Consider the following 22,233-nt stretch of genomic DNA (forward strand, 5'->3'; position numbering starts at 1 on the left):
ACTCCGGCAAGAGAGGTTAGCGGCTAAGCTGATGCGCAATGGCGCGCAGCTGCTCGGCAATCGCCTGCATATCTTTGCCCTGCTCCACTTTCGCACCGGTAGAGTGGCGCACGACCAAACGCGCCGGGAGGATGGATGAGGTCCGCGACGAAGCGTTATCGTCGCTTTCAAGAATGCGGCGTACCGCCTCTTTGCCCTGCAGATCGAGGTCAAGCGACACGGTGGTCAGCGCCGGGTAGAAAAACGAGCTTTCATAGGTGTCATCGTAACCAATCACCGACTTTTCGCCGGGGATCGCCACCTGATGCTGATGAAATGCGCTCAGCACCCCTAACGCCATCTGATCGTTCCCCACCAGCACCGCCGAGAACTCCGGGGTCTCGCGCAGCATCTGCAGCGCGCAGGCGTAGCCGCTTTGCGCATCCCAGTTGCCGTGCAGCACGGTCACCGGCTTCAGACCATAGCTACTGAGCGTATCCAGCCAGCTTCTCAAACGTAAGTTGGCAGAGACCGAACTCACCGGCCCGGCCAGTATCGCCATCTCTCGATGACCTGCCTCATACAGATATTTCACGCTGGCACGCGTGCCATCTGCCGGGTTAAACGAAACGTTATACACCGAACTATAAGGATCAACATCGAGGAAAAGACAGACGATATCATCGTTATCATCTGCGATTTTCTGCGCCGTTTCAGTCTCTAACGGCACGTTGATTATCACTTTGCTCACCAGCTGTGATTTCAGTTCGTTGATTGAATCCTGAATACTATGATTGACGCTCTCATCAATCATCGAAATCAGTACCTGATACCCTTCCACATTTGCGTAGCGTTTTACCGCTGCCGCAACCTGAGAAGGCGCATGCAGCGCCAGGGATGTGGTCACCAGCCCAAGGGTATGACTGGTCTTGCCAACCAACTGCTGGGCCAGTCGGTTTGGGACATAGCGGAGTATCTCGATGGATTTCTCCACCTTGTGGCGTGTGGCTTCGGATACATTGGCAGATTTATTGAGTACCCTGGACACAGTCTGGTAGGAGACACCCGCATGGCGAGCAACGTCTTCCAAAGTTGCGCTTTTAGACTTCATCGTCCGGTTCCTTATGTTGTTATCGCTAGATTGTAACAGGGGTCATCCTAAAAAACGTCTCCCGACCTGATCTATGGCATACGATAACATAAAAAAGACATACGCTCACATAGCCATACAATCAGAACCCTCCTACACAATCAGCCAGAAATGGCTAATTTATTTGCAGTTAATCACACATCAGCGATCAAATGTTTGCCAGTTTTTACATTTAGGCATTTTATTACACACGTTATGTGAACGTACTACAAAACAAAACGAGGATAATAATGAAAACAACCCTACGCACGCTTTCAATTGCGTTGGCTACTGCGCTGACTTCATCTTCTCTGCTGGCGGCAACGTCAGTTCCTATTGATTTCCATGGCTACCTCCGCTCTGGCGTAGGGGTTTCTGGCGATGGCGGAATGCAAGAATGGCAAAAGAACAAACTCGGCCGTTTGGGAAACGAAGCCGACACCTACGGTGAGCTTGAATTGGGCTCTGAGGTGTATAAGAAAAACGATGTCAGTTTCTATCTGGACTCAATGGTCAGCATGGTCTCCGACGGTTCAAACGATAACGAAACCACCCTCGGCGACGATGCGCAGTTTGGTCTGCGTCAGTTAAACCTGCAGATTAAAGGGCTTATCCCGGGCGATCCAAATGCGGTTATCTGGGGCGGTAAACGCTATTACCAACGCCACGACCTGCACATCATTGATACCAAATACTGGAATATTTCCGGTTCCGGCGCCGGGATCGAAAACTACACCGTCGGCCCAGGCGCGGTGTCATTAGCGTGGATCCGCGGCGACGCCAACGACGTCGACTATCGCGTTGACGGCGATAACGACGTCAACATCAACTACATTGACCTTCGCTATGCGGGCTGGAAACCATGGACCGGCGCCTGGACCGAATTCGGTATCGACTACGCCATGCCGAATCCAACCGACAAACAGAAAGATTACGGCGGCCTGTATGATGCCGATAACGGTGTGATGCTGACCGGCGAAATCAGCCAGGATATGTTTGGCGGCTATAACAAGCTGGTGCTGCAGTATGCCAACAAAGGCCTGGCGCAGAACATGGTTTCCCAGGGCGGCGGTTGGTACGACATGTGGAACTACGTCAACGATGCCACCGGCTATCGTGTTATCAACACCGGTCTGATCCCGATTACCGACAAGTTCTCTCTCAACCACGTGCTGACCTACGGTTCAGCGGATAACACCACCGAGTACACCGATAAATCACGTCTGGTCTCGCTGGTTGGCCGCGCGCAGTATCAGTTCACTGAATATGTACGTTTGATCGGTGAGGTGGGTGGTTTCTATCAGAAAGACTCCTACACCAACGGCAGCAACTATAAGCAGAGCGGCGAGAAATACACCATCGCATTAGGCCTGGCAGATGGCCCTGACTTTATGTCTCGTCCGGAACTGCGCGTCTTTGCCTCTTACCTGAATGATTCCGAGCAGGGCAATGCCTTCAACGACGGCACCGCCAGCGATACCTGGAACTTCGGCGTGCAGGTAGAAGCCTGGTGGTAATGCGTTAACCTGATTGAATCATTGTTTTGCCCTAATTCTATCTTTTGTTATTTGCGCCAATTTTATATTTGCCACTCCAACATTGTTTCTATCATCTGGCCTTGGGGATAACGCTATTTTTGGGTTATCCCTTTTTTTATAATATAGATAATAAAAAGCCTGATTTAAAATCTAAAATAAATTGTAGGCCGGATAAGCGAAGCGCCATCCGGCAGAATCGTGCAAATTGCCGGATGGCGGCGTAAACGCCTTATCCGGCCTACCGTTTTTATTCACCTGATGAAAACGCTTTATTTATCCCCAGCAAAATGCTCATCCAATAGCTGGCGTAATGCATCAGACTGCTTGCCAAATATAGCGTGAACCTGCTGCCCCAGAATAATAACCCCCAGCGCGCCTTCATTCTGCAACGCCTGAGAATCCACAACAGACAGGTCCTTAACCGTGACGCGCAGCCGCGTAATACAGGCATCCACATTTTCAATATTATTCTTACCGCCAAATGCGCTAATCAGGCGCTGAATTTGCTGTTGCTCGCTGGCGCTTAACGGCACCGACGGTTTAGGCTGGGAGAAGTAATGCAGGAAGGATTTAAGACTGACCATCATCGACGCTCCTTGATTATCTACAGAGGTAAAAAAGCCTGCTCGGATGAGCAGGCTTGGGATTGCAGCGAATTACGCTTTACGGCGAACGATACGACAGTCCCAGGGTTGCAGCACCTGCTGACCGCTGGCATCAGCGCCTGTCGCGGCATGTTCATAGCCATCCGGCAAGGTAACTGTCTGCGTCTGCGCGGTAAAGTTCTGCACAAAGACAAAGGCGCTTTCGCCATCGGTACGCGCGGTAGCCACCACCCCAGGTGGGAAGCTGCTGGCAACCGCTCGCGGCAGCGCTAGCTCATCCATTAACGAGGTGAAGAAATCGCGCTGGAACGCCAGATCGTTGCGCGAGGCAATATGCCACGCCTTGCCCTTACCGACGCTATTGACGGTCACGGCCGGACGGCCCACGTAGAAATCATCACGATACGCCGCCAGCGTCTGCGCGGTTTCAGGATGAATCAATTCACACAGGTGGCGCACCTGGTAAGGCCCCTGCAGCCCAACCATGTTTCCCGCCAGCCCCTGAATCTGATTACGCTCGCCGTCGTCCAGGCAATCTATCTCTTCCGCCCAGATACCTAACAGCTTGCGCAGCGGGCCAGGGAAACCGCCAAGGTGGCAAAGGTCGCTTTCATTGACGATCCCCGTCCAGTAGGTGGTAACCAGGTGACCGCCGTTAGCGACAAAAGCTTCGGCGCGCTCGGCAAACCCTTCGCGCACCATATACAGCATTGGCGCAATCACCAGTTGATAGGCGCTGAGATCGCCGTCGGCGTCAATCACGTCTACCGCGACCCCTTGCTCCCAGAACGGACGGTAGTGTTCATTCACCGTCTGTTCATACTCCATACCTTTGTTGCGCGGCCCCTGCGCGTCGTCCATGGCCCAACGGCTCTGCTGGTCAAAGATGATGGCGACCTTCGCATCGGTGCGGCAGCCGACAACGCCCGGTAGCTGGCTTAAGATATTGCCAAGCTGAGTGACCTCACGGCCAACGCGGGTCTCGAGATGCCCAACGTGGTCGATGATCGCCCCGTGGAATTTCTCCACCGACCCCCGGCTCTTGCGCCACTGGAAGTACTGTACGGAATCCGCACCGTGGGCGACTGCCTGCAGCGAAGAGAGGATGTGCATACCCGGTTTCTTCAGTTTGCTGGTCGGCTGCCAGTTGGTCACGCTCGGCGTGGACTCCATCAGCACGAACGGCTTGCCGCCCTTCAGCGTACGCATCATGTCGTGATACATCGCGGTATAGCAGGCGAGCGTGGTCTCGTCTTTATCGCGATGCCACATCGGATAGCTATCCCAGGAGATGAAGTCCAGCGGCTCGGCGAGCTGCGAGTAATCGTAATCGTAGAAATACTCCATAAAGTTGGTGGTCACCGGCAGGTCCGGGTTCGCCGCCTTTAATGGCGCAATTTCATGACGACAAAATTCCGTCACCTGCGCGGTGTTAAAGCGTCGCCAGTCGAGATTCAAACCATGAATAGACACCTCGCCCTGTGGTGACGGCGATTCAATCTGCTCCCAGTCGGTATAGGTGTGGCTCCAGAAGGTGCTCCACCAAGCGTGGTTCAGATTATCAAGCGTCTCATAACGCGCTTTCAGCCAGTCGCGAAACTTCACCTGACAACGCGGGCAGTGACACTCACCGCCGTATTCATTGGAAATATGCCAGCCCAGTACCGCCGGGTGCTGTGAATAGCGTTCCGCCAGCAGCGTATTGATTTTCAGCGTCTTCTCGCGGTAGACCGGCGAGGTCATACAGTGGTTATGGCGACCACCATGTAGCGCTGGCACGCGGTCACGCCCCACACGTAGCACTTCTGGATAGGCTTTTGACATCCACGCCGGTCGCGCGCCGCTTGGCGTGGCTAAAAAGACGTGTATCCCGGCGGCATACAGTTTATCAATAACATTATCCAGCCAGGCAAAATTAAATACGCCCTCTTGCGGTTCAAGTTTGGCCCAGCTAAATATCCCCACCGACATGACATTACAGTTTGCCTGCTGCATCATCGTAATATCCTGGTCGATAATACCGGGATAATTCTCCCACTGCTCCGGGTTATAATCTGCGCCATGCAATAGCGCATTAACCTTCGGGCTCAAAGGCGGAAATTTTTGCATAATAAAATCCTGAAAAAGAGTGTTCGAATTAATTAAATACTTTTACCGACGGCAAGACTTTCCCTTTGCAGTCAAATAGCGCCTGGTTTTCGCGTGCATTACCTTCTTTCCATTCGTCATGGATATATTTCATGCCCGCTTTCGTGGCCCAGGTATTTCCCGGAACGGCAATCCAGGTTGGTTCCCAATAAAAAATGCCTTTGCCGCGATGATTGGGAACATCAATAACGGCCTGCATTAAGTCATGAATATAGTTATATTGCCCTTGAACCGTGCCCGGATAGCCGCCGTCTTTCTCTTCTTTCGCCTGGAAGCTATTTTCCGCGTTATCGCAGTTCTCCAGGGTATAACCGTAGGCCGCTTCGACCACAATGACATCTTTGTTGTAGCGTTTGCTGATGTCATCCATGTTGGCCTTCAGCGCGCTGATAGGGCCGTTCCAGTAGGTGTACATCGACAGGCCAATCACGTCATACGGCACGTTGCGTTTACTGATTTCATCAAACCACCAGCGGAAGGTGTCGTTTTTAGTACCCTCAGCTAAGTGGAGCATAATTTTGACCTGCTCACCGCCCTTCAGATTTTCTTTCAGCCCGGAAATCGCCGCGTTCAGCAGGCCAGCTAAACGGTCAAACTCGCCGCCACCCTGCCCCCAGCTTTTGCCTTCCGGCCAGAGAATACCGCCGTTAATTTCGTTGCCAATCTGCACCATGTCAGGCAGCACGCCCTCTTGCTTGAAGCGGGCGATGGTGTCACGGGTATAGTCGTGAATCTCGGTTTTCAGCTGCGGGTAGTCCATCTTTTCCCAGGCTTTTGGCTTGTACTGCTTGCCCGGGTCGGTCCAGAAATCGCTGTAGTGGAAGTCCAGCAGCAGCTTCATGCCCTGCGCTTTGGCTCGCTTCGCCAGCGCCAGCGTACTGGCGAGATCGTTATCGCCGCCGCCGTACGTGTTGCCGTCGGCATCTTTCGGGTCAACCCACAGGCGCAGACGAACGTAGTTCACACCGTTGGCCTTGAGAATCGCCAGCGCGTCCTGCGGCTGATTTTGTTCGTTGTAGAAACGGGCGCCGTGCTTCTCGGCATCCAGCAGGGTCGAAATATCCGCGCCTTTAATAAAGTCCGCCGGCATGGCGTTAAACGGCTTCGTTTGCAGCGTCTCGGCCGCCAGCGAAGAGGCGGAAAAACTACAGGAGAGACAAACAGCAAGCAGAGCGGGTGCAAATCTTTTCATGTGGTTATCCTTTGGTGCTGCCGGAGGTCAGGCCGGACACGAAGTATTTCTGTAATGCCAGATAGAGAATCGCCACCGGTACGGCAATCAATACGGCCCCTGCCGCATAGGTGGTGTAACTGGCGCCCATTTTTTGCGCCACCAGGTTGTACAACCCGATAGGCAGCGTGTATTTATCCGGCGTACGCAGGATGGTGCTGGAGAGGATGAAATCCCCCAGCGGGCCGGTGAAGGAAAACAGCGCCACCACCGCCACAATCGGCTTCGACAGCGGCATGATTATCTCGATGAAGATTCGGAAGTTACTCGCTCCATCCATGCGCGCGGACTCATCAAGATCTTTGGGGATCGCGTCAAGATAGCCCTTCATCAGATAGGTATTCATCGGGATCATCCCTGCCACGTAGATCAGCACCAGCGCGAAGTGGCTGTTAATCAGCCCCAGCAGCTGAGAGAGCACGAAAATGGCAATCAGCGCGGAAAACTGCGGGATCATCTGCAGCAGTAAAAACAGCATCAGCCCGTTTTGCCGCCCTTTAAAGCGAAAGCGCGAGAACGCATAGGCGGTGAAGCTCACGCTAATCAGCGTCAGTACCATAGTCAGGAAGCTGATTTTCATCGAGTTCCAGTACCAGGTCATGTAGTTCACCTGGCCGTTAAACAGGTCGGCATAATGCTGGAACGACAGGTTCTCCGGAATAATCGACGTACTCAGCAGGCTGTTCCCGGCGTTGAGCGACGCGCCAATAGTCCAGATCAGCGGGTAAATAATGATGGTGGAAACCAGCACGATAACCAGCCAGGAGAGCGACAGTCGCACCCATTTTTCACGTTTAATACTTTGTGATTTAGCCATGTGATTCCCTTACGCCATATCGTCGTTTTTGAAGGATTTCGTGGCGCGGAACTGCCACAACGCCAGCCCGACGACAAAAATCGACAGCAGGATGGTAATGGTTGCCGCAATGGCGTACTGGGAAGAGGACATGGTCAGCTTATAGATCCACGACACCAGAATATCCGTACCGCCCGCGTTCGACCCGGCCACCGCCGGCCCACCGTTGTTAAACAGGTAGATGATGTTGAAGTTGTTAAAGTTGAAGGTGTATTGCGTGATGATGATGGGCGCAATCGAGTAGAGCACCAACGGCAGCGTAATCGTGCGCAGTTTGGTGGTGGTGCTGGCACCGTCCATCGTCGCCGCCTCGTAGAGATCGTCAGGAATCGCCTGCAATACCCCAGTGGTCATCGCGAACACAAACGGGAAACCAAGCCAGGTCTGCATCATAATCAGCGCGGTCTTGGTCCAGAACGGGTCGGTCATCCACGCTTTCGGGCTGATACCGAAGAACGACAGAATCGCGTTGTTAATCACGCCGAAAGAGTCGTTAAACATCCCGGCAAATACCAGAATGGTGACAAAGCCCGGCACCGCCCACGGCAGAATAAAGATGGTACGGATAAGCGGCTTAAAGCGCAGATCCTTCTGGTTCACCAGAATCGCCAGCAGCACGCCGACGGTGCATTGCAGCGTGGTGGCCAGCAGCGTCCAGACCACCGTCCACTGCAGCACGTCGAAGAAGGTCGAGCGCCAGATGGACAGCGTGAAAATATTGACGAAGTTCTTAAGCCCTACCCAGTCCACCAACTTCGCTGGCGGCGTGTGGTAAAGGTTGTAGTTGGTAAACGCGATGGCAAAACCAAACAGGATCGGGAAAATCACCACGAACACCAGCAGGATAAAGCCTGGGGTGATCATCAAATAGGGGAAGCCATCGCTCAGCAGCATCTGGTACTGCTTGCGCACGCTGTTTAGCTGCTGACCTTCATCACGTTTCTTGCCGTTGACCCACGCATCGCGCGCAGAGAGGTAATAGACGGTCACGCCAAAGGCGACAATCAGCACGCTGATAATCCCTTCCGCTAACAGGAAAATAGAGTTATCGCGCGGGACCTCTTCTCCCAGCGTGTATAACCCCCACAGCCCTTCGCGCAGGAAGTCGTAAAACACGCCCATAAAGCTGCTGAGCAGCACCAGGAAGATAAGTCCCTTCAGCCACTGGCGGTGATAGAACTGGCCAAAGCCAGGCACAATGGCCAACAGCAGGCCGCACCACGCATGGCGGCCGGGCCCCTGTGCACTGTTTAAATTTTCGCTGGGATTGATAATCACACACGGCTCCTTCTGAAAACGGGAGGTCCCCCTCCCGTCCGTGACGTCAGTGCTTACTGGTTACTCGCCTGCATGGCTTCGATCTGCATCTTGACCTGCTTTTCGGCGTTATCGAGCGCCGCTTTCGGCTCTTGCTTACCGGTGAGGCTCAGTTCGAGCGCCGCGTTAGCCGGCCCCCACACTTCGCCCATTTCTGGAATCCCCGGCATGGCCGTAGCGCGCGCCGCCTGCACCGCCACGGCGCTGGCTTTCTCATCGTTTTTGATAATCGGATCGTCAATCATCGCCTTCTGCGGCGGGATCTCACGGGTTGCGATATAGCGTGTTTTCACGTACTGCGGCTGGTTGATAAACGAGATGAACTTCTGCGCCATCTCCTTATCTTTGCTCCAGGTCGACACCACGTAGCCCTTCACGCCAAGGAAGGAGCTCATCGGTTTACCATCCGGCAGGTTTGGCAGCGGTGCCACGCCGTAGTTGATGCCCGCAGCTTCATACGGTTGGAAAGCCCACGGTCCGTTGATAACTGCCGCCGCTTTCTTCTCGGTGAACAGCGAATCGATGGCGTTCAGACCGTTGTCGCCAATAATCCCCGCAGGGAACACGCCGTCGGCATAGAATTTTTTCAGGTAAGTGACGGCTTCAACGGCACCAGGCTTGTTCAGACCGACATCCTGCGGGTTGTAGCCGCCTTTGCCGTTATCGCCAAAGATATAGCCGCCCATTGGGCCAATCGCGCCCCAGCTGTAGTAAATCTGGTCGAACTTGGCGAGCAGGCCATATTTGTTCTGCGCACGCTGGGTTTTCGAGTAGTCATACCATTCCGGGAGGCTGGCCAGCGGCTTATCGATTAAATCTTTGTTGTAAATCAGCACCAGCGTTTCGACCGCTTTCGGCACGCCATACAGAGCGTTATCCATACGAAAAGCGTTAATCGACGCGGGAGTAAACTCATCAATCTGCTTCTGGTCGAGCTTCAGCGGTGACAGCAGCCCCTGAACCACCGCGCCACCGAGCTGATCGTTTGGAATGACCAGCACATCAGGGCCAATTCCTGCCGGGCCATCAAGACGCAGTTTTTCCAACTGCTGCGCGTAGGGCATCTCCTGCACGTTGACCTTAACGTCATACTGTTTTTCGAAATCAGCGATGGCATCCTTAATTCCGGCAGATTTCTTTATGTCTTCCCAGACGTTAAGCTGCGTAGCCGCGTGAGCCTGCAGGCTAATCAACTGCCCCGCGGCCAGAGTGGTAAGGATAAGTGCGGCAATGGTGTTCTTTTTCATTATCAACCTCATGTGAAGGTGTAACAATTTATCGTTTTTAACTACAGGGTACAGCACACTGTGACGCTTATAATGCTTGTTTAGCACCGAGTTACTCGAATGCCTTTGATTTGTTATACGCTACGCTTTGAGTGATGATAAAACTACTGATAACTGCGAGTTGTGTGATCGTGATTGCAGAAATGAAACATCGATATAGGGCGCGTAAATAGCGGAAGTTATAGTCGTGCCATGATTTTCACGCTGTTGAGCATCGTTTAGCTAAATTGTCATACGTAGTACACAAATGACATTCAGCGGCCCTCATCCAACGGCAGGCAAAGGTTAATAACTTCGGGGAACGTCGATGTCTAATATCCGACTGAGGAATGTCACGAAACGCTTTGGCAGCACCGTCACGCTGCATAATGTCAATCTCGATATTGAAGACGGCGAATTTGCCGTGTTTGTCGGCCCGTCCGGCTGCGGCAAATCAACGCTGCTGCGCATGATTGCCGGGCTGGAAGAGGTCAGCGACGGCGAAGTACTGATTGGCGACGAAGTCATGAACGATGTCGCGCCGTCGCACCGCGGTGTGGCGATGGTGTTCCAGTCTTATGCGCTTTACCCACACATGACCGTCGCCGAGAACATGGGCTACGGCCTGAAGGTGAACAAAGTACCGAAAGACGATATTCGTCGTCAGGTTGAAATGGTCGCCAAAACGCTGCAGCTTTCGCACCTGCTGGACCGCAAACCAAAGCAGCTTTCCGGCGGCCAACGCCAGCGTGTGGCTATCGGACGTGCCATCGTGCGCAACCCGCGCGTCTTTATGTTCGATGAACCTCTGTCAAACCTCGACGCCGAACTGCGCGTGGACATGCGTCTGCATATTGCGCGCCTGCACCAGGAGCTGAAAACCACCATGGTGTATGTCACCCACGATCAGGTCGAAGCGATGACGCTTGCTGATAAAATCGTGGTGATGAACTACGGTAAAGTCGAGCAGATGGGCTCGCCGATGGACCTTTACTACAACCCTATTAATAAGTTCGTCGCCGGGTTTATTGGCTCACCGAAGATGAACTTCCTGCCTGCCACCGTCGCCGACTGGCAGCCAGGCTCGCTGACCGTCAACCTCGCCCAGCAGCATACGCTGACGCTGGCAATCGAGACCGCCCCGCTTACCCCGGGCGCCACCGTCACGCTGGGTATTCGCCCGGAACACCTTTCAACCGATACCAGCCGTGGAACGGTGCTGGCCTTTAACTGTGAAGTGGTCGAACGTCTTGGCAACAACACCTATCTGTTCGGTCAGTGCTATGGCCACGACAACGTGAAAATCCTGCTGCCAGGAGACGTCCATTTCCGTCCGTGGCAGCAAATTGACCTCGCCTTCGATAACCAGCACTGCATGGTCTTCGACGAAGATGGCCTGCGCATCAGCGCCGATATTGCCGCACCTAATCAGCATTAACGCCCATCTTCCGCGCACGGCCTGCTGCCGTGCGCTTTAGCAAATTTTCGCAAAAGCTCAGACCCCCGCTCAGTCATAAATTAGAAAATAACGTTATTGGTCGCTCCCTCCGCCATCAGGCAGTCTGTCGTTATCAACCCGACGGAGATATCCCATGCAGCGCTGTTGTTGTCATCCCGCATTTGCACCACCTGAACATTACGGCATTCATCTGCAAAACGGAGCATTCAATGAGTCTGACCACCCTGCCCATCCTCAGCCTGGCGCACTACCACCAGCCGTCTGAGCGCGCTGAGTTTTTGCTGCAACTTCGCCACGCCGCCCGCGACGTCGGCTTTTTCTATCTCACCGATCACGGTATCAACGATGCCTTGCAGCAGTCGCTGCAGTCGGAATCACGCCGCTTTTTCGCCCTGTCCGACGAACAAAAACAGCAGGTGGCGATGATTCATTCTCCGCATTTTCGCGGCTACAACCGCAGCGCTGCGGAGTTAACGCGCGGCCAGCCTGACTGGCGGGAACAATTTGATATCGGTGCCGAACGTCAGGCCGTCTCACTGCGTGAGCACGACCCGCGCTGGCTTCAGCTACAGGGCCCCAACCTATGGCCTGAGTCGCTTCCTACCCTGCGCCCGGTGCTGTTGCAGTGGCAACGAGCGATGACCGAGATGGCGATGACGCTGCTGCGCGCCTTTGCTGAGGCGCTCGAGTTGCCCCCCGAGGCGTTTGACACCTTGTACGGCGAGAAGCCCAACGAACATATCAAGCTGATCCGTTATCCCGGCCAGCAGGAGACGCAAAGCAGCACCCAGGGCGTAGGCGCGCATAAAGATTCCGGCTTCCTGAGTTTCCTGCTGCAAGACGAGCAGAAAGGGCTACAGGTGGAAGTCAGCGACGGCCACTGGATAGACGCTAAACCGCTGCCAGGTAGCTTTGTGGTGAACATCGGTGAACTGCTGGAGCTGGCAACCAACGGCTATCTGCGCGCCACCGTTCATCGCGTGATCTCACCGCCCGCGAACCAGCAGCGCCTCTCCATCGCCTTCTTCTTAGGCGCACAGCTGGACGCCGTGGTGCCGGTTTACTCCCTGCCGGAACCGCTGGCGCGAGAAGCTAACGGTCCACAAAGCGACCCACACAATCCGCTGCTGCGCGATGTGGGCTGGAACTACCTGAAAGGCCGACTGCGCTCCCATCCGGACGTGGCAGAGCGCTATTACCGTGACGTACTGCGCGCGCGCAGTGAACAGCTGATTGCCTGATAACCATTAAAACAAGGAACACACCATGAAACATGCCGCATTCAAACTGGCAGGGGTAACACTGTCTCTTTCTCTGGCCTGGAGCGCCTCCGCCGCGCCGTTGCGTATCGCCGCTGACCCGGTGCCGCACGCGGAGATCCTCAACTTTATTAAAAAGCAGGACCCGAAACTGGATCTGAAAATTGTCGAGCTGACCAGCGGCGTGAACGCCAACGAACTGCTGGCCAACGGCGATGTCGATGCCAACTACTTCCAGCATGTGCCGTACCTGAAAGACCAGGAAAAAGCGCTGGGCAAAACCTTTGCCGTTGCCGCCACGGTGCACATCGAACCGCTGGGGATCTATTCGCACAAACATAAAGATCTGCAATCGCTGCCGGAAGGCGCAACCGTCGCGGTACCGAATAACACCACCAACCTGAGCCGTGCGCTGTTCCTGTTGCAAAGCAAAGGGCTGATTAAGCTCGATGCGAAATTTACCGACCCGGCGACCACCCTGGCGACGCCGAAGGACATTGCGGAAAACCCGCATAAGCTGAAGATCCTCGAGGTTGAATCCCCGCAGATCCCGCGCTCGCTGGACGATGTCGACCTGGCGGTAATCAACGGTAACTACGCGCTGGAGGCGGGGCTGAACCCGGCCAAAGACTCGCTGGGGCTGGAGAGCGCCACGCATAACCCGTACGCCAATATTCTGGTCACCACTCCGCAACTGGCAAACGATCCGCGCATCAAACAGCTCGCCAAAGACCTGACTTCACCGCAGGTGGCCGAGTTTATTCGCCAGCACTACAACGGCTCGGTGATCCCGGTTAGCGCGCCGCAGTCATGATAGTCATTGAAGGGCTGAGCAAGCAGTATGCCGGAAGCGGCCACCCGGCACTTAACGACGTTTCGTTTACCGTTCCCAAAGGGGCCATTTACGGCATCCTTGGGCGGAGCGGCGCGGGTAAAAGCACTCTGATTCGCTGTCTGAACTTACTGGAACGCCCCAGCGCGGGCCGCATTCTGTTCAACGGGGAAAACATCGTGCAGTACGATAAAGCGCAGCTTCGCGCCCATCGTCTGCGCACCGGCATGATTTTTCAGCACTTCAATCTGCTGCACGCCCGAAGCGTTGCCGACAACGTTGCCGTACCGCTGGAAATAGCCGGTGTGCCGAAGGCGCAGCGCCAGCAGCGCGTGACGGAACTGCTTGCGCTGGTCGGGCTTGGCGATAAAGCCGATGCCTTCCCTTCGCAGCTTTCTGGCGGACAAAAGCAGCGCGTGGGCATCGCCCGCGCGCTGGCGGCAGAGCCCGACGTCCTATTGTGCGATGAAGCCACCAGCGCGCTGGACGCCGAAACCACCGCCAGCGTACTCGCGCTGCTGGAGACCATAAATCGCCAGTTGGGGCTGACTATCGTGCTGATCACCCATCAGCTTGAAGTGGTCAAGAACCTGTGCGATCACGCGGCGCTGCTGGAAGGCGGTGAATTGCAGGAGAGCGGGAAAATCGCCGACCTGCTGGCCTCCCCGTGGTCACGTCTACGGGAGATTTTGCTGGGCGACGGCGATGAAGAACGCCGCTTCCTCGCCCGCCACGGCCTTGATGGGAGACACCTATGCATAGTCGCATGAGCTGGGAAGATTTATGGCCGCTGCTGGTCGACGGGACGCTGGACACCCTCTATATGGTGGGGTTCGCCACGCTGTTTACCGTCTTAATCGGGCTGCCGCTGGGCGTCCTGCTGTTTCTCTCGCGGCGTCAGGGCATTGTCCCCATGCCGCGCCTGAACGCGGTGCTGGGTGCCATCATTAATACTGGTCGCTCGCTGCCGTTCATCGTGCTACTGATTGCCCTGATCCCATTTACCCGTTTGCTGGTCGGTACCACGCTTGGCAGCACGGCGGCGATTGTCCCCATTACCATCGGGGCCTTTCCCTTCTTCGCGCGGCTGACCGAAAGCGCGCTGGATGAAGTGGATTACGGACGTATTGAAGCGGTGCTGTCGATGGGCGGCAATGCCTGGCACGTGGTGAGCAAAGCGCTGTTGCCTGAAGCGCTTCCAGCGTTGCTGGCAGGCACGACGCTGACTATCGTCATGCTGATTGGCTTCTCGTCTATGGCGGGCGTCATCGGCGGCGGCGGGCTGGGCGATTTGGCAATTCGCTATGGCTATCAGCGCTTTAACGATCAAATCATGGTGGGTACCGTGCTTATTCTGGTGCTGATGGTTCAGGGAGTGCAGATGGGGGGCGACAGATTGGTTCGCGCGCTGGCGCACCGTCGTTAATTTGAGATAATTCTTGTAGCCATGAGATTTCACGTAATAAGCGTAGAAAATGTCGGGTATACTTACTCGACTTGACCCCGGAAAAGGACCGGTAGTGACAACTCGACACCTGATCGGTCTGATAACCGCCGTGCTGATTATGGCGATACTTCTGCCCATCCTGCTGAGCATCTGGCTCGCCCAGCGGGAGGCGCATCGACAGTTTGTTGATGAGCAGGAGACCTATGCTTCGCGCGTGCTTATTCGTACCGAGCAGGTGATGGACCAGGCCAAAGGGGCGTTGCGGCAGATGGATGGGCTGAAAGCCCCCGGCTGTAGTCCCGAACATTTGCAGGAGATGCGCCGCCTCTCCTACTCCTGGCGCTATATTCAGGAAGTGCTGTACCTCGACGGACGAACCGCCAGATGCTCTTCGCTTGAGAGCGGCGGCGCACCGTTCACCTTCCCACAACCCGACCGTATCACGCCTGCGGGCTATCGCGCCTGGTACACCGAACGAAACGATCTCGGCATTCACCGCTATATGGCAGCCTTTGCCTCCGAACGCCACATGGTGATTATCGACCCCGTCTCTTTTATCGATGTGATTCCGTTTAGCAATTCCAAAACCCAGGTGGCGCTGATTAGTACCCACAACAACCGGGTGCTCGCTAGCAGCGCGCCGCTGGACCAGCAGGCCTGGCAAAAAATCCAGCTACAGCACCTGGAAACGCTCACCGAAAACAATGTCGTTTATACGGTGCGTGAGTTTCCTGACCTGCAGGTATCGATCATGACCTGGTCTTCCACCCTGCCGTTATCAGCGCGCCTGCACCACCAGCTAATACTATGGTTGCCGGTGGGGATACTGATAAGCCTGCTGGCAAGCTGGTTGATTTTCCAGGTATTGCGCCGCCTGCAATCGCCGCGTCAGCGCATGCTCGACGCGCTGAACAGTGCCGCCATCACCGTCTATTACCAACCGATTGTGTCGCTAAAAGATGGCAAAGTGGTGGGATGTGAAGCACTGGCGCGCTGGAAACAGCCGGACGGCACCTATCTGTCACCGGAAATTTTTATTCCGCTTGCTGAAGAAACCGGGATCATCACCAATCTGACGGAAAACGTCGCGAAATCGGTATTCCACGACCTCGGCAAATGGCTGAGCCTGCACCCCGGCCAGCACGTCTCTATCAACCTCTCCGTCGCCGATTTCCACTCGGTGGTGTTGCAAACGCTGCTGCACCAGCAGATGCGACTCTGGAACGTTCAACCGCAACAAATTGCCCTTGAGCTCACCGAACGCGGCTTTGCCGACCCCAAAACCACCCTCCCAGCGATAACCGCTTATCGCAAGGCCGGGCACGCCATTTATATCGACGACTTCGGCACTGGCTATTCTAGCCTGCGCTACCTGCAGGACCTTGAAGTCGATACCTTAAAACTTGATAAATCCTTCGTTGAGGCGCTGGAATACGCCCAGGTCACGCCGTACATCATTGAGATGGCGAAAACCTTACAGCTTAACGTGGTGGCGGAAGGGATTGAAAACACCTGCCAGGAGAAGTGGCTACGCGAGCACGGCGTGCAGTATGGGCAGGGCTGGCTTTATAGCAAAGCCCTACCGAAAGAGGAATTTATTATCTGGGCGGAAAGCAACCTGCGGACGCACGCTACTTAAGATAGGATTTGATCACCTGCATCACCACCTCAAGATCAGCTTCACGCTGTACCTCTTCAGGCTCTTTGACCACATGATCGGTCAGATGCCCCTGAATCACCTGCAGCATCATGCCGTTTACCGCGCCGCGAATCGCCGCCAGCTGCTGTAACACCTCCGCGCACTCGTGCTCACGGTTGAGCATTTTCTCAAGCGCAACGCTCTGCCCCTGAATTTTCTTCAGACGCGTCAATAACATCTTCTTGTGACGAACGGTATGTGACATGGCCGGGATCCTGTTCTTAACTCCTGCGCAGCATACCACGCACGGACCTGACTGCGTATTTTTATACTAGGGGGTAGTATTATAATACTGGGTGGGAGTATATTCATTTCACTTTTCACAAGGATCTTCCGCGATGAACGACTTCACCACACTCTTACAACAGGGCAATGCCTGGTTTTTTATCCCCGGTGCCATTCTGCTTGGGGCGCTGCACGGCCTGGAGCCTGGCCATTCCAAAACCATGATGGCAGCGTTTATCGTGGCTGTCCGCGGCACGCTAAAACAGGCGGTACTGCTGGGGCTGGCGGCCACGCTGTCGCATACCGTGGTGGTCTGGGTGATTGCGATGGCCGGGATGTGGTTTGGCCGCGGCTGGGACGCCCAAACCGCAGAGCCGTGGTTCCAGTTGCTTTCCGGGATAATCATTATTGTTATCGCGCTATGGATGCTGTGGCGTACCTGGCGTGAGTCTCGTGGGACGCACGATCATCACCACCATGAGCATGCGCACCACCACCACACCCATGATCACGATCATCATCATGACCACGATCATCACGATCTGGTTGATGCCGACTGGCAGGATACCCACCAGCGCGCACATGCCGAAGAGATCAACCGCCGCTTCAAAGGGCAGGACGTCACCACCGGGCAGATTGTGCTGTTTGGTCTGACCGGCGGGCTCATTCCTTGCCCGGCATCCATAACCATTCTACTTATCTGCCTGCAGCTAAAACACGTGGCGCTGGGCGCTACGCTAGTACTGAGTTTTAGCGTCGGGCTAGCGCTCACGCTGGTGGCCTCCGGCGCCATTGCCGCCATCGGTCTGAAGCATATGAGTCAGCGCTGGAGCGGATTCGGGGAACTGTCGCGAAAAGCGCCGTGGTTCTCCGGCGCGCTGATTATTATGGTGGGGCTTTACATGATGGGTCACGGCATCAGCGCACTGGTCTGATGCCGTGTCGGAGACTTAGCTGAGCTGCCAGCTAAACTGGTAGCGCACCCGACGAGTGGGCAGTAAAAACTCGGGCCCCACGCTCGGGCTCCAGGAGTCATCGCCGCCTACGCCCATATGGAATGCATCGAGGTTCAACCAACAGCCCAGCTCTTCGCGCAGCAGATGATGATGCGTCACTTCATGCAATTGCTGCTGGCTATAGCGGCTCAGGCCAAAGTGGAAATCGCCCTGCCAGCAGTGCGCGCCGTATTCAAGCCGACGGGTGTCGCAGCGCAGGCCGTTTTCCGTTGGGAAGATATACGGCGTATGCATCGCCGACAGCGGCAAGGTCCACAAACCCTGACGCGCCGCCAGACGACGATCCGGATAGTTTTCATGCGGCCCTAACCCCAGCCAGCTCGCCTGTGCTTCTACGGCGGCAAGCTGGCAGTGCAAACCGATACGCGCCGGATGCGGAATGTCTTCCGCCACCTGCACCGTCACATCGCCATGCAGTACACCATGATCGTCAACACGCCAGCGCTTGTGGCTGATAAACAGCACTTTCCCCTGATACTCCCAGCTCTGCTGTGTTTCCACCTCAACCTGCTGCGCCAGCGAATCGGCACGGCACATCAGCAGCCGGGATTCCATGGCGTACATCCCTGCCGCTTTCCAACGCTCTACCCACGCGTTCGGATCAATGCGGGTGACTTCACTGACCCCGATATCGTTATCCAACGGGGCACGGGTGAAGTTATCACGCAGCGGTGACAACAGTTCAGGCTTATCATCGCGCCACCACTGCGTTAAATCGCCACTCTCGCGGCTGAACTGCCAGCGTTGGTTGCCGTGAGCGATCACAAATGTCTGCGACTCTTCACGTAACTGCGGTGCGCTCCCCGCCACCTGCGGCACCGGCAATGAAAGCGCCGTCGGCAGCGACCATTGTTTCCAGGCGCACAGATGATTCGCGGGCGACCAGGCCGTCGCCTGCGGCTGGTAAATCTCAACGTTAAGCCAGCACGCGCCGCTGAGCGCTGCGCTATCGATAAACGGCAGCACGACACGCTGCTGTCCCTGTGGCGCAATATTCAGCGCTTCTTCGCCTTCCGCCAGCGTTTTGCCGCCCACAATGACCGACCAGCGAAGCCGTTCGTTATCCGTCGCGCGGAACAAATACTCGCTGGTGATTTCAACCTCCAGCGGCGTAGTATTCACCAGGCTGAACTGGAAAAACTGCTGCGCCCTTTGGGCTTCATACAACGCCGGGTGCGGGGTTCTATCCGGAAAAACCAGTCCGTTCATACAGAACTGACGGTCGTTTGGCGTATCACCAAAATCACCGCCATAGGCCCAGAAGCGTTTGCCCTGTTCGTCGCTTTTGCTCAATGCCTGATCGACCCAGTCCCAGACAAACCCGCCCTGAAGACGCGGATTATCGCGGAAAGCCTGCCAGTATTTAGCAAAACCGCCAAAGCTGTTGCCCATGGCGTGGGCATATTCACAAAGGATCAGCGGGCGCGACTCTTCCGGCAGGCCTATCCACTTTTTAATACTCCACTTCGGCACCGTCGGGTGCAGCTGATCGGCATCGACGCGGGCATACATTGGGCAGACAATATCCGTCGCCGCCGTATTCGCGCCACCGCCTTCGTACTGAACCGGACGTGAGAGATCGGCGCTCTTTATCCAGCGGTAAAGCGCATCGTGGTTAGCGCCGTGCCCGGACTCATTGCCGAGGGACCAGATAATAATGGAGGGGTGGTTACGGTCGCGCGCCACCATGCGGGTCACGCGCTCGCTCATCGCCGGTAGCCAGCGCGGGTCGTCCGCCAGGCGGCTCATGGGCACCATGCCGTGCGTTTCGATATTGGCTTCATCGACCACATAAAGCCCATAGCGGTCGCACAGGCGATACCACAGCGGATGGTTAGGGTAGTGAGAACAACGCACGGCGTTAAAGTTGTGCTGCTTCATCAGCTCAATATCGCGGCGCATGGTGGCTTCATCGACGGCCTGCCCGGTCTCTGGATGATGTTCATGACGGTTAACGCCGCGAATCAGCAGCGGCTTACCGTTAAGCTTCAGCAGGCCACCTTCAATCGTTACCTGGCGGAAGCCGACATCGCACGCTTCCGACTCCAGCGCCTGGCCATGAGCGTCCCACAGCGTGATAACCAGCCGGTAGAGGTGCGGCGCTTCGGCGCTCCATAGCGCGGGCTGCTCGACGGCCAGCGTCAGGTTCGTGCGCTCAGCCCAGCCGCCCCGCTCATCGACAAAGGGAATACCGACGGCCTGGCGAAGGCTGGCCACCGGTTTATCACCCCACCACAGCACGGCCTCCACCTCCGTAGCGGTGGCGCATACCCCTTCCACGACGACCTGAATATCCAGCTCGCCAAAGGTAAATCGATCCGCCAGCCGAGGGGTTATCTGATAATCAGCGATACGGGTCGCCGGTTTATGCAGTAACGTCACGTCGCGGAAGATACCGCTCATTCGCCACATATCCTGATCTTCAAGATAGCTGCCGTCGCACCAACGCAGCACCATGACCGCCAGACGGTTCTCTCCGGCCTGCAGCACCGCGCTCAAATCAAACTCGGCGGGCAGGCGGCTATCCTGAGAGTAGCCCACCCACTGCCCATTGCACCACAGATGGAAGGCCGAGTTCACGCCATCAAAAATAATCCGGGTCTGCCCCTGGGCCAGCCAGTCGGCGTTGACGGTAAAGGTTCGTGAGTAGCAGCCCGTTGGGTTTTCTGCCGGAACCTGCGGCGGCGTAACCGGGATCGGATAGGTCACGTTAGTATAGATTGGCGTATCAACCCCCTGCATCTGCCAGTTAGACGGTACCGGCATAGTGACCGCATCGCGGAGATCCTGCTCAATCCACGTCTCCGGCACCGCTTCAGGTGCGGCAAAGAAGCTAAAGCGCCAGCTGCCATTCAGCGACTGTCGGGAAGCCGAGGCGTTATCCTGCCGCGCCGCCTGAGCTTCGCGCCAGCTGTTAAACGGCGCGTGGGCCGCCAGGCGGTGCCACTGGGTAAGTTGCGGGTTTTCCCAATCACGTCGGGAGAGTAATGCAGACAGCGTCAGAGAAGCAGGATGCGGCATGGAAACCTCGTTGCGAAGCGCTCACAATTTTTCATGAGAGTGCACGGATCTTTGCTAGAGGTAAAGGTTCGGATCGAGAGTAAGCGAGTCAGATCACAAATCATTCGATCGCCGGGCCACCCTGGCCGCAAGCGCCTGTAGGCATTGCGCGAGATCGTCATCCTGCAACTCTTCCGGCTGACGCACTGCGGTAGAACCGCGGGCTATCAGCTCTACCTGCAGGCAGGTTTGCGCGACGGGCTCGTGGCCCTCCTGCGCAATCAACCAGTCGACGCTCATCCGTCCGGCGTCTTTGAACTGCTGGCGAATCGTCGTGAGCGGCGGCGTGAACCAGGCGCTGTCGGTGGTATCGTCATACCCAACCACTGAAAGCTGGCCCGGCACGCGGATCCCTTTTTCCGCGCAAGCGCGCAGCACGCCTAGCGCCATCTGATCGTTGGCGACCAATAGGGCATCCGGATGGGTTTTTTCACTCAATAGCAGATGGGCTTTTTCATAGCCAGAGGCCGCACTCCAGTCGCCATAGGCTACGGAGGCAGGCTGCACCGAGGCCAGGCTCAGCGCCTGCTGCCAGCCCGCCAGACGCGCCCGCGCCGAGACGGAACGTTGTGGCCCGGCGAGCAGCGCAATATGTTGATGCCCCAGCGCCAGCAGGTGCTCCACGCCAAGACGCGCGCCCTGTTGCGCATCGAACACCAGGCTATTCACCTGCGCATCGTGGCCAACATCAAGAAACAGCATTGGTACCGACGAGGCCGCCGCCAGGGCCTGCGCATCCTCGCGCTCCAACGGCACGTTAACCAGTAACCCTTCAACGCGCTGGGCCTGAAGCTCCTGCAAGGCGGTAAAACAGGCCTCGCGGTCGTGGCTTTCCACCATTGAAATCAGCACGGAAAACCCGACTTCCCCGGCGCGACGCTTCACCGCAGAGGCAATCTGCGAGGGAGCGTGCAGCGCAAGGTCGGTAGTGAGTAAGCCCAGCGTACGCGTGGCCTTCCCAGCCAGCTGCTGAGCGCCGCGATTGGGGACGTAGTGCAGCGCCTGCATCGCCGCCTGCACTTTTTCTCGGGTACGCGGCGACACGTGCGCGGCCTGGTTTATCACCCGCGACACGGTCTGGTAGGAGACGCCGGCCATGCTGGCCACATCATACAACGTAATGGTTTTCATACTTCTCGGCTTACCTGGCATAGTGAAACCAGTGTAA

19 protein-coding genes are annotated in these 22,233 nt (G+C 56.0%); 8 read left to right on the forward strand and 11 right to left on the reverse strand.

The annotated features are described in order from the left end of the window. Window positions 1–16 precede the first annotated feature (16 nt). A complete protein-coding gene (locus ACH1XZ_RS18900) occupies window positions 17–1,090 on the reverse strand; it encodes a LacI family DNA-binding transcriptional regulator (protein ID WP_395596720.1) in 1,074 nt (357 codons plus the stop codon). A 269-nt stretch (window positions 1,091–1,359) separates the two neighbouring features. On the opposite strand from ACH1XZ_RS18900, the gene ACH1XZ_RS18905 reads away from it, so the two are divergent. Further along, complete coding sequence (locus ACH1XZ_RS18905; RefSeq protein ID WP_395596721.1) at window positions 1,360–2,625, forward strand: maltoporin; 1,266 nt, start codon at window positions 1,360–1,362, stop codon at window positions 2,623–2,625. Window positions 2,626–2,915: 290 nt separating this feature from the next. Here ACH1XZ_RS18905 and ACH1XZ_RS18910 read toward each other — a convergent pair whose 3' ends face one another. The 6 genes from ACH1XZ_RS18910 to ACH1XZ_RS18935 all read right to left on the reverse strand — a co-directional run bounded on the left by ACH1XZ_RS18910 (window position 2,916) and on the right by ACH1XZ_RS18935 (window position 10,050). Then, entirely contained in the window at window positions 2,916–3,230 is a 315-nt protein-coding gene (locus ACH1XZ_RS18910) for a glucose PTS transporter subunit EIIB (protein ID WP_395596810.1), read from the reverse strand. A 72-nt stretch (window positions 3,231–3,302) separates the two neighbouring features. Continuing rightward, complete coding sequence (locus tag ACH1XZ_RS18915) at window positions 3,303–5,360, reverse strand: beta-galactosidase (RefSeq protein ID WP_395596722.1); 2,058 nt, start codon at window positions 5,358–5,360, stop codon at window positions 3,303–3,305. A 28-nt stretch (window positions 5,361–5,388) separates the two neighbouring features. Then, entirely contained in the window at window positions 5,389–6,591 is a 1,203-nt protein-coding gene (locus ACH1XZ_RS18920; RefSeq protein ID WP_395596723.1) for a glycoside hydrolase family 53 protein, read from the reverse strand. Between the two features lie 4 nt (window positions 6,592–6,595). After that, window positions 6,596–7,447, reverse strand: coding sequence for a sugar ABC transporter permease (locus ACH1XZ_RS18925; RefSeq protein ID WP_035891868.1), 852 nt, complete (start codon window positions 7,445–7,447; stop codon window positions 6,596–6,598). A 9-nt stretch (window positions 7,448–7,456) separates the two neighbouring features. Further along, complete coding sequence (locus tag ACH1XZ_RS18930) at window positions 7,457–8,764, reverse strand: carbohydrate ABC transporter permease (protein WP_395596724.1); 1,308 nt, start codon at window positions 8,762–8,764, stop codon at window positions 7,457–7,459. Window positions 8,765–8,817: 53 nt separating this feature from the next. After that, on the reverse strand, window positions 8,818–10,050 hold the full coding sequence (locus ACH1XZ_RS18935) for an extracellular solute-binding protein (RefSeq protein ID WP_395596725.1): 1,233 nt from the start codon (window positions 10,048–10,050) through the stop codon (window positions 8,818–8,820). Between the two features lie 346 nt (window positions 10,051–10,396). Here ACH1XZ_RS18935 and ACH1XZ_RS18940 point away from each other — a divergent pair, with 346 nt between their 5' ends. After that, window positions 10,397–11,506 (forward strand): ABC transporter ATP-binding protein, encoded by a 1,110-nt coding sequence (locus ACH1XZ_RS18940; protein WP_035891871.1) that lies wholly within the window; start codon window positions 10,397–10,399, stop codon window positions 11,504–11,506. 80 nt (window positions 11,507–11,586) lie between these two features. On the opposite strand, the gene ACH1XZ_RS18945 is transcribed toward ACH1XZ_RS18940, so the two are convergent. Then, window positions 11,587–11,733: a hypothetical protein gene (locus ACH1XZ_RS18945; RefSeq protein ID WP_395596726.1), complete on the reverse strand. Its 147-nt coding sequence runs from the start codon at window positions 11,731–11,733 to the stop codon at window positions 11,587–11,589. Between the two features lie 3 nt (window positions 11,734–11,736). Here ACH1XZ_RS18945 and ACH1XZ_RS18950 point away from each other — a divergent pair, with 3 nt between their 5' ends. The 5 genes from ACH1XZ_RS18950 to ACH1XZ_RS18970 all read left to right on the forward strand — a co-directional run bounded on the left by ACH1XZ_RS18950 (window position 11,737) and on the right by ACH1XZ_RS18970 (window position 16,704). After that, the gene (locus ACH1XZ_RS18950; RefSeq protein ID WP_395596727.1) at window positions 11,737–12,768 is read left to right on the forward strand and encodes an isopenicillin N synthase family dioxygenase; all 1,032 of its coding nucleotides are present in this window, start codon (window positions 11,737–11,739) and stop codon (window positions 12,766–12,768) included. Between the two features lie 25 nt (window positions 12,769–12,793). Continuing rightward, window positions 12,794–13,600 (forward strand): MetQ/NlpA family ABC transporter substrate-binding protein, encoded by an 807-nt coding sequence (locus tag ACH1XZ_RS18955; RefSeq protein ID WP_395596728.1) that lies wholly within the window; start codon window positions 12,794–12,796, stop codon window positions 13,598–13,600. Continuing rightward, window positions 13,597–14,388: a methionine ABC transporter ATP-binding protein gene (locus tag ACH1XZ_RS18960; protein ID WP_395596729.1), complete on the forward strand. Its 792-nt coding sequence runs from the start codon at window positions 13,597–13,599 to the stop codon at window positions 14,386–14,388. Before ACH1XZ_RS18955 ends, ACH1XZ_RS18960 begins: the two co-directional genes overlap by 4 nt. Continuing rightward, window positions 14,385–15,044: a methionine ABC transporter permease gene (locus ACH1XZ_RS18965; protein WP_322263241.1), complete on the forward strand. Its 660-nt coding sequence runs from the start codon at window positions 14,385–14,387 to the stop codon at window positions 15,042–15,044. Before ACH1XZ_RS18960 ends, ACH1XZ_RS18965 begins: the two co-directional genes overlap by 4 nt. Before the next feature lie 94 nt (window positions 15,045–15,138). After that, a complete protein-coding gene (locus ACH1XZ_RS18970; protein WP_395596730.1) occupies window positions 15,139–16,704 on the forward strand; it encodes an EAL domain-containing protein in 1,566 nt (521 codons plus the stop codon). Here ACH1XZ_RS18970 and ACH1XZ_RS18975 read toward each other — a convergent pair. Next, window positions 16,697–16,969: a metal-sensing transcriptional repressor gene (locus ACH1XZ_RS18975; RefSeq protein ID WP_115074562.1), complete on the reverse strand. Its 273-nt coding sequence runs from the start codon at window positions 16,967–16,969 to the stop codon at window positions 16,697–16,699. The two genes, ACH1XZ_RS18970 and ACH1XZ_RS18975, sit on opposite strands and share 8 nt — an antisense overlap. 133 nt (window positions 16,970–17,102) lie before the next feature. On the opposite strand from ACH1XZ_RS18975, the gene ACH1XZ_RS18980 reads away from it, so the two are divergent. Beyond that, the gene (locus ACH1XZ_RS18980; RefSeq protein ID WP_395596731.1) at window positions 17,103–17,924 is read left to right on the forward strand and encodes a nickel/cobalt efflux protein RcnA; all 822 of its coding nucleotides are present in this window, start codon (window positions 17,103–17,105) and stop codon (window positions 17,922–17,924) included. A gap of 15 nt (window positions 17,925–17,939) precedes the next feature. Here the strand turns inward: ACH1XZ_RS18980 and ACH1XZ_RS18985 are convergent, their stop codons facing one another. Both ACH1XZ_RS18985 and ACH1XZ_RS18990 read right to left on the reverse strand, forming a co-directional pair. Next, on the reverse strand, window positions 17,940–21,026 hold the full coding sequence (locus ACH1XZ_RS18985; protein WP_395596732.1) for a beta-galactosidase: 3,087 nt from the start codon (window positions 21,024–21,026) through the stop codon (window positions 17,940–17,942). A 93-nt stretch (window positions 21,027–21,119) separates the two neighbouring features. Beyond that, window positions 21,120–22,196, reverse strand: coding sequence for a LacI family DNA-binding transcriptional regulator (locus ACH1XZ_RS18990; protein ID WP_395596733.1), 1,077 nt, complete (start codon window positions 22,194–22,196; stop codon window positions 21,120–21,122). Window positions 22,197–22,233 lie beyond the last annotated feature (37 nt).

The sequence above is a fragment of the Kluyvera chengduensis genome (assembly GCF_044197065.1).
GTDB classification, from domain to species: domain Bacteria; phylum Pseudomonadota; class Gammaproteobacteria; order Enterobacterales; family Enterobacteriaceae; genus Kluyvera; species Kluyvera ascorbata_C.

Coding starts and splice junctions, on each gene's coding strand:
- ACH1XZ_RS18900 (WP_395596720.1), bottom strand. CDS start 1,090: ATGAAGTCTAAAAGCGCAACTTTGGAAGACGTTGCTCGCCATGCGGGT.
- ACH1XZ_RS18905 (WP_395596721.1), top strand. CDS start 1,360: ATGAAAACAACCCTACGCACGCTTTCAATTGCGTTGGCTACTGCGCTG.
- ACH1XZ_RS18910 (WP_395596810.1), bottom strand. CDS start 3,230: ATGGTCAGTCTTAAATCCTTCCTGCATTACTTCTCCCAGCCTAAACCG.
- ACH1XZ_RS18915 (WP_395596722.1), bottom strand. CDS start 5,360: ATGCAAAAATTTCCGCCTTTGAGCCCGAAGGTTAATGCGCTATTGCAT.
- ACH1XZ_RS18920 (WP_395596723.1), bottom strand. CDS start 6,591: ATGAAAAGATTTGCACCCGCTCTGCTTGCTGTTTGTCTCTCCTGTAGT.
- ACH1XZ_RS18925 (WP_035891868.1), bottom strand. CDS start 7,447: ATGGCTAAATCACAAAGTATTAAACGTGAAAAATGGGTGCGACTGTCG.
- ACH1XZ_RS18935 (WP_395596725.1), bottom strand. CDS start 10,050: ATGAAAAAGAACACCATTGCCGCACTTATCCTTACCACTCTGGCCGCG.
- ACH1XZ_RS18940 (WP_035891871.1), top strand. CDS start 10,397: ATGTCTAATATCCGACTGAGGAATGTCACGAAACGCTTTGGCAGCACC.
- ACH1XZ_RS18945 (WP_395596726.1), bottom strand. CDS start 11,733: ATGCTCCGTTTTGCAGATGAATGCCGTAATGTTCAGGTGGTGCAAATG.
- ACH1XZ_RS18950 (WP_395596727.1), top strand. CDS start 11,737: ATGAGTCTGACCACCCTGCCCATCCTCAGCCTGGCGCACTACCACCAG.
- ACH1XZ_RS18955 (WP_395596728.1), top strand. CDS start 12,794: ATGAAACATGCCGCATTCAAACTGGCAGGGGTAACACTGTCTCTTTCT.
- ACH1XZ_RS18960 (WP_395596729.1), top strand. CDS start 13,597: ATGATAGTCATTGAAGGGCTGAGCAAGCAGTATGCCGGAAGCGGCCAC.
- ACH1XZ_RS18965 (WP_322263241.1), top strand. CDS start 14,385: ATGAGCTGGGAAGATTTATGGCCGCTGCTGGTCGACGGGACGCTGGAC.
- ACH1XZ_RS18975 (WP_115074562.1), bottom strand. CDS start 16,969: ATGTCACATACCGTTCGTCACAAGAAGATGTTATTGACGCGTCTGAAG.
- ACH1XZ_RS18980 (WP_395596731.1), top strand. CDS start 17,103: ATGAACGACTTCACCACACTCTTACAACAGGGCAATGCCTGGTTTTTT.
- ACH1XZ_RS18985 (WP_395596732.1), bottom strand. CDS start 21,026: ATGCCGCATCCTGCTTCTCTGACGCTGTCTGCATTACTCTCCCGACGT.
- ACH1XZ_RS18990 (WP_395596733.1), bottom strand. CDS start 22,196: ATGAAAACCATTACGTTGTATGATGTGGCCAGCATGGCCGGCGTCTCC.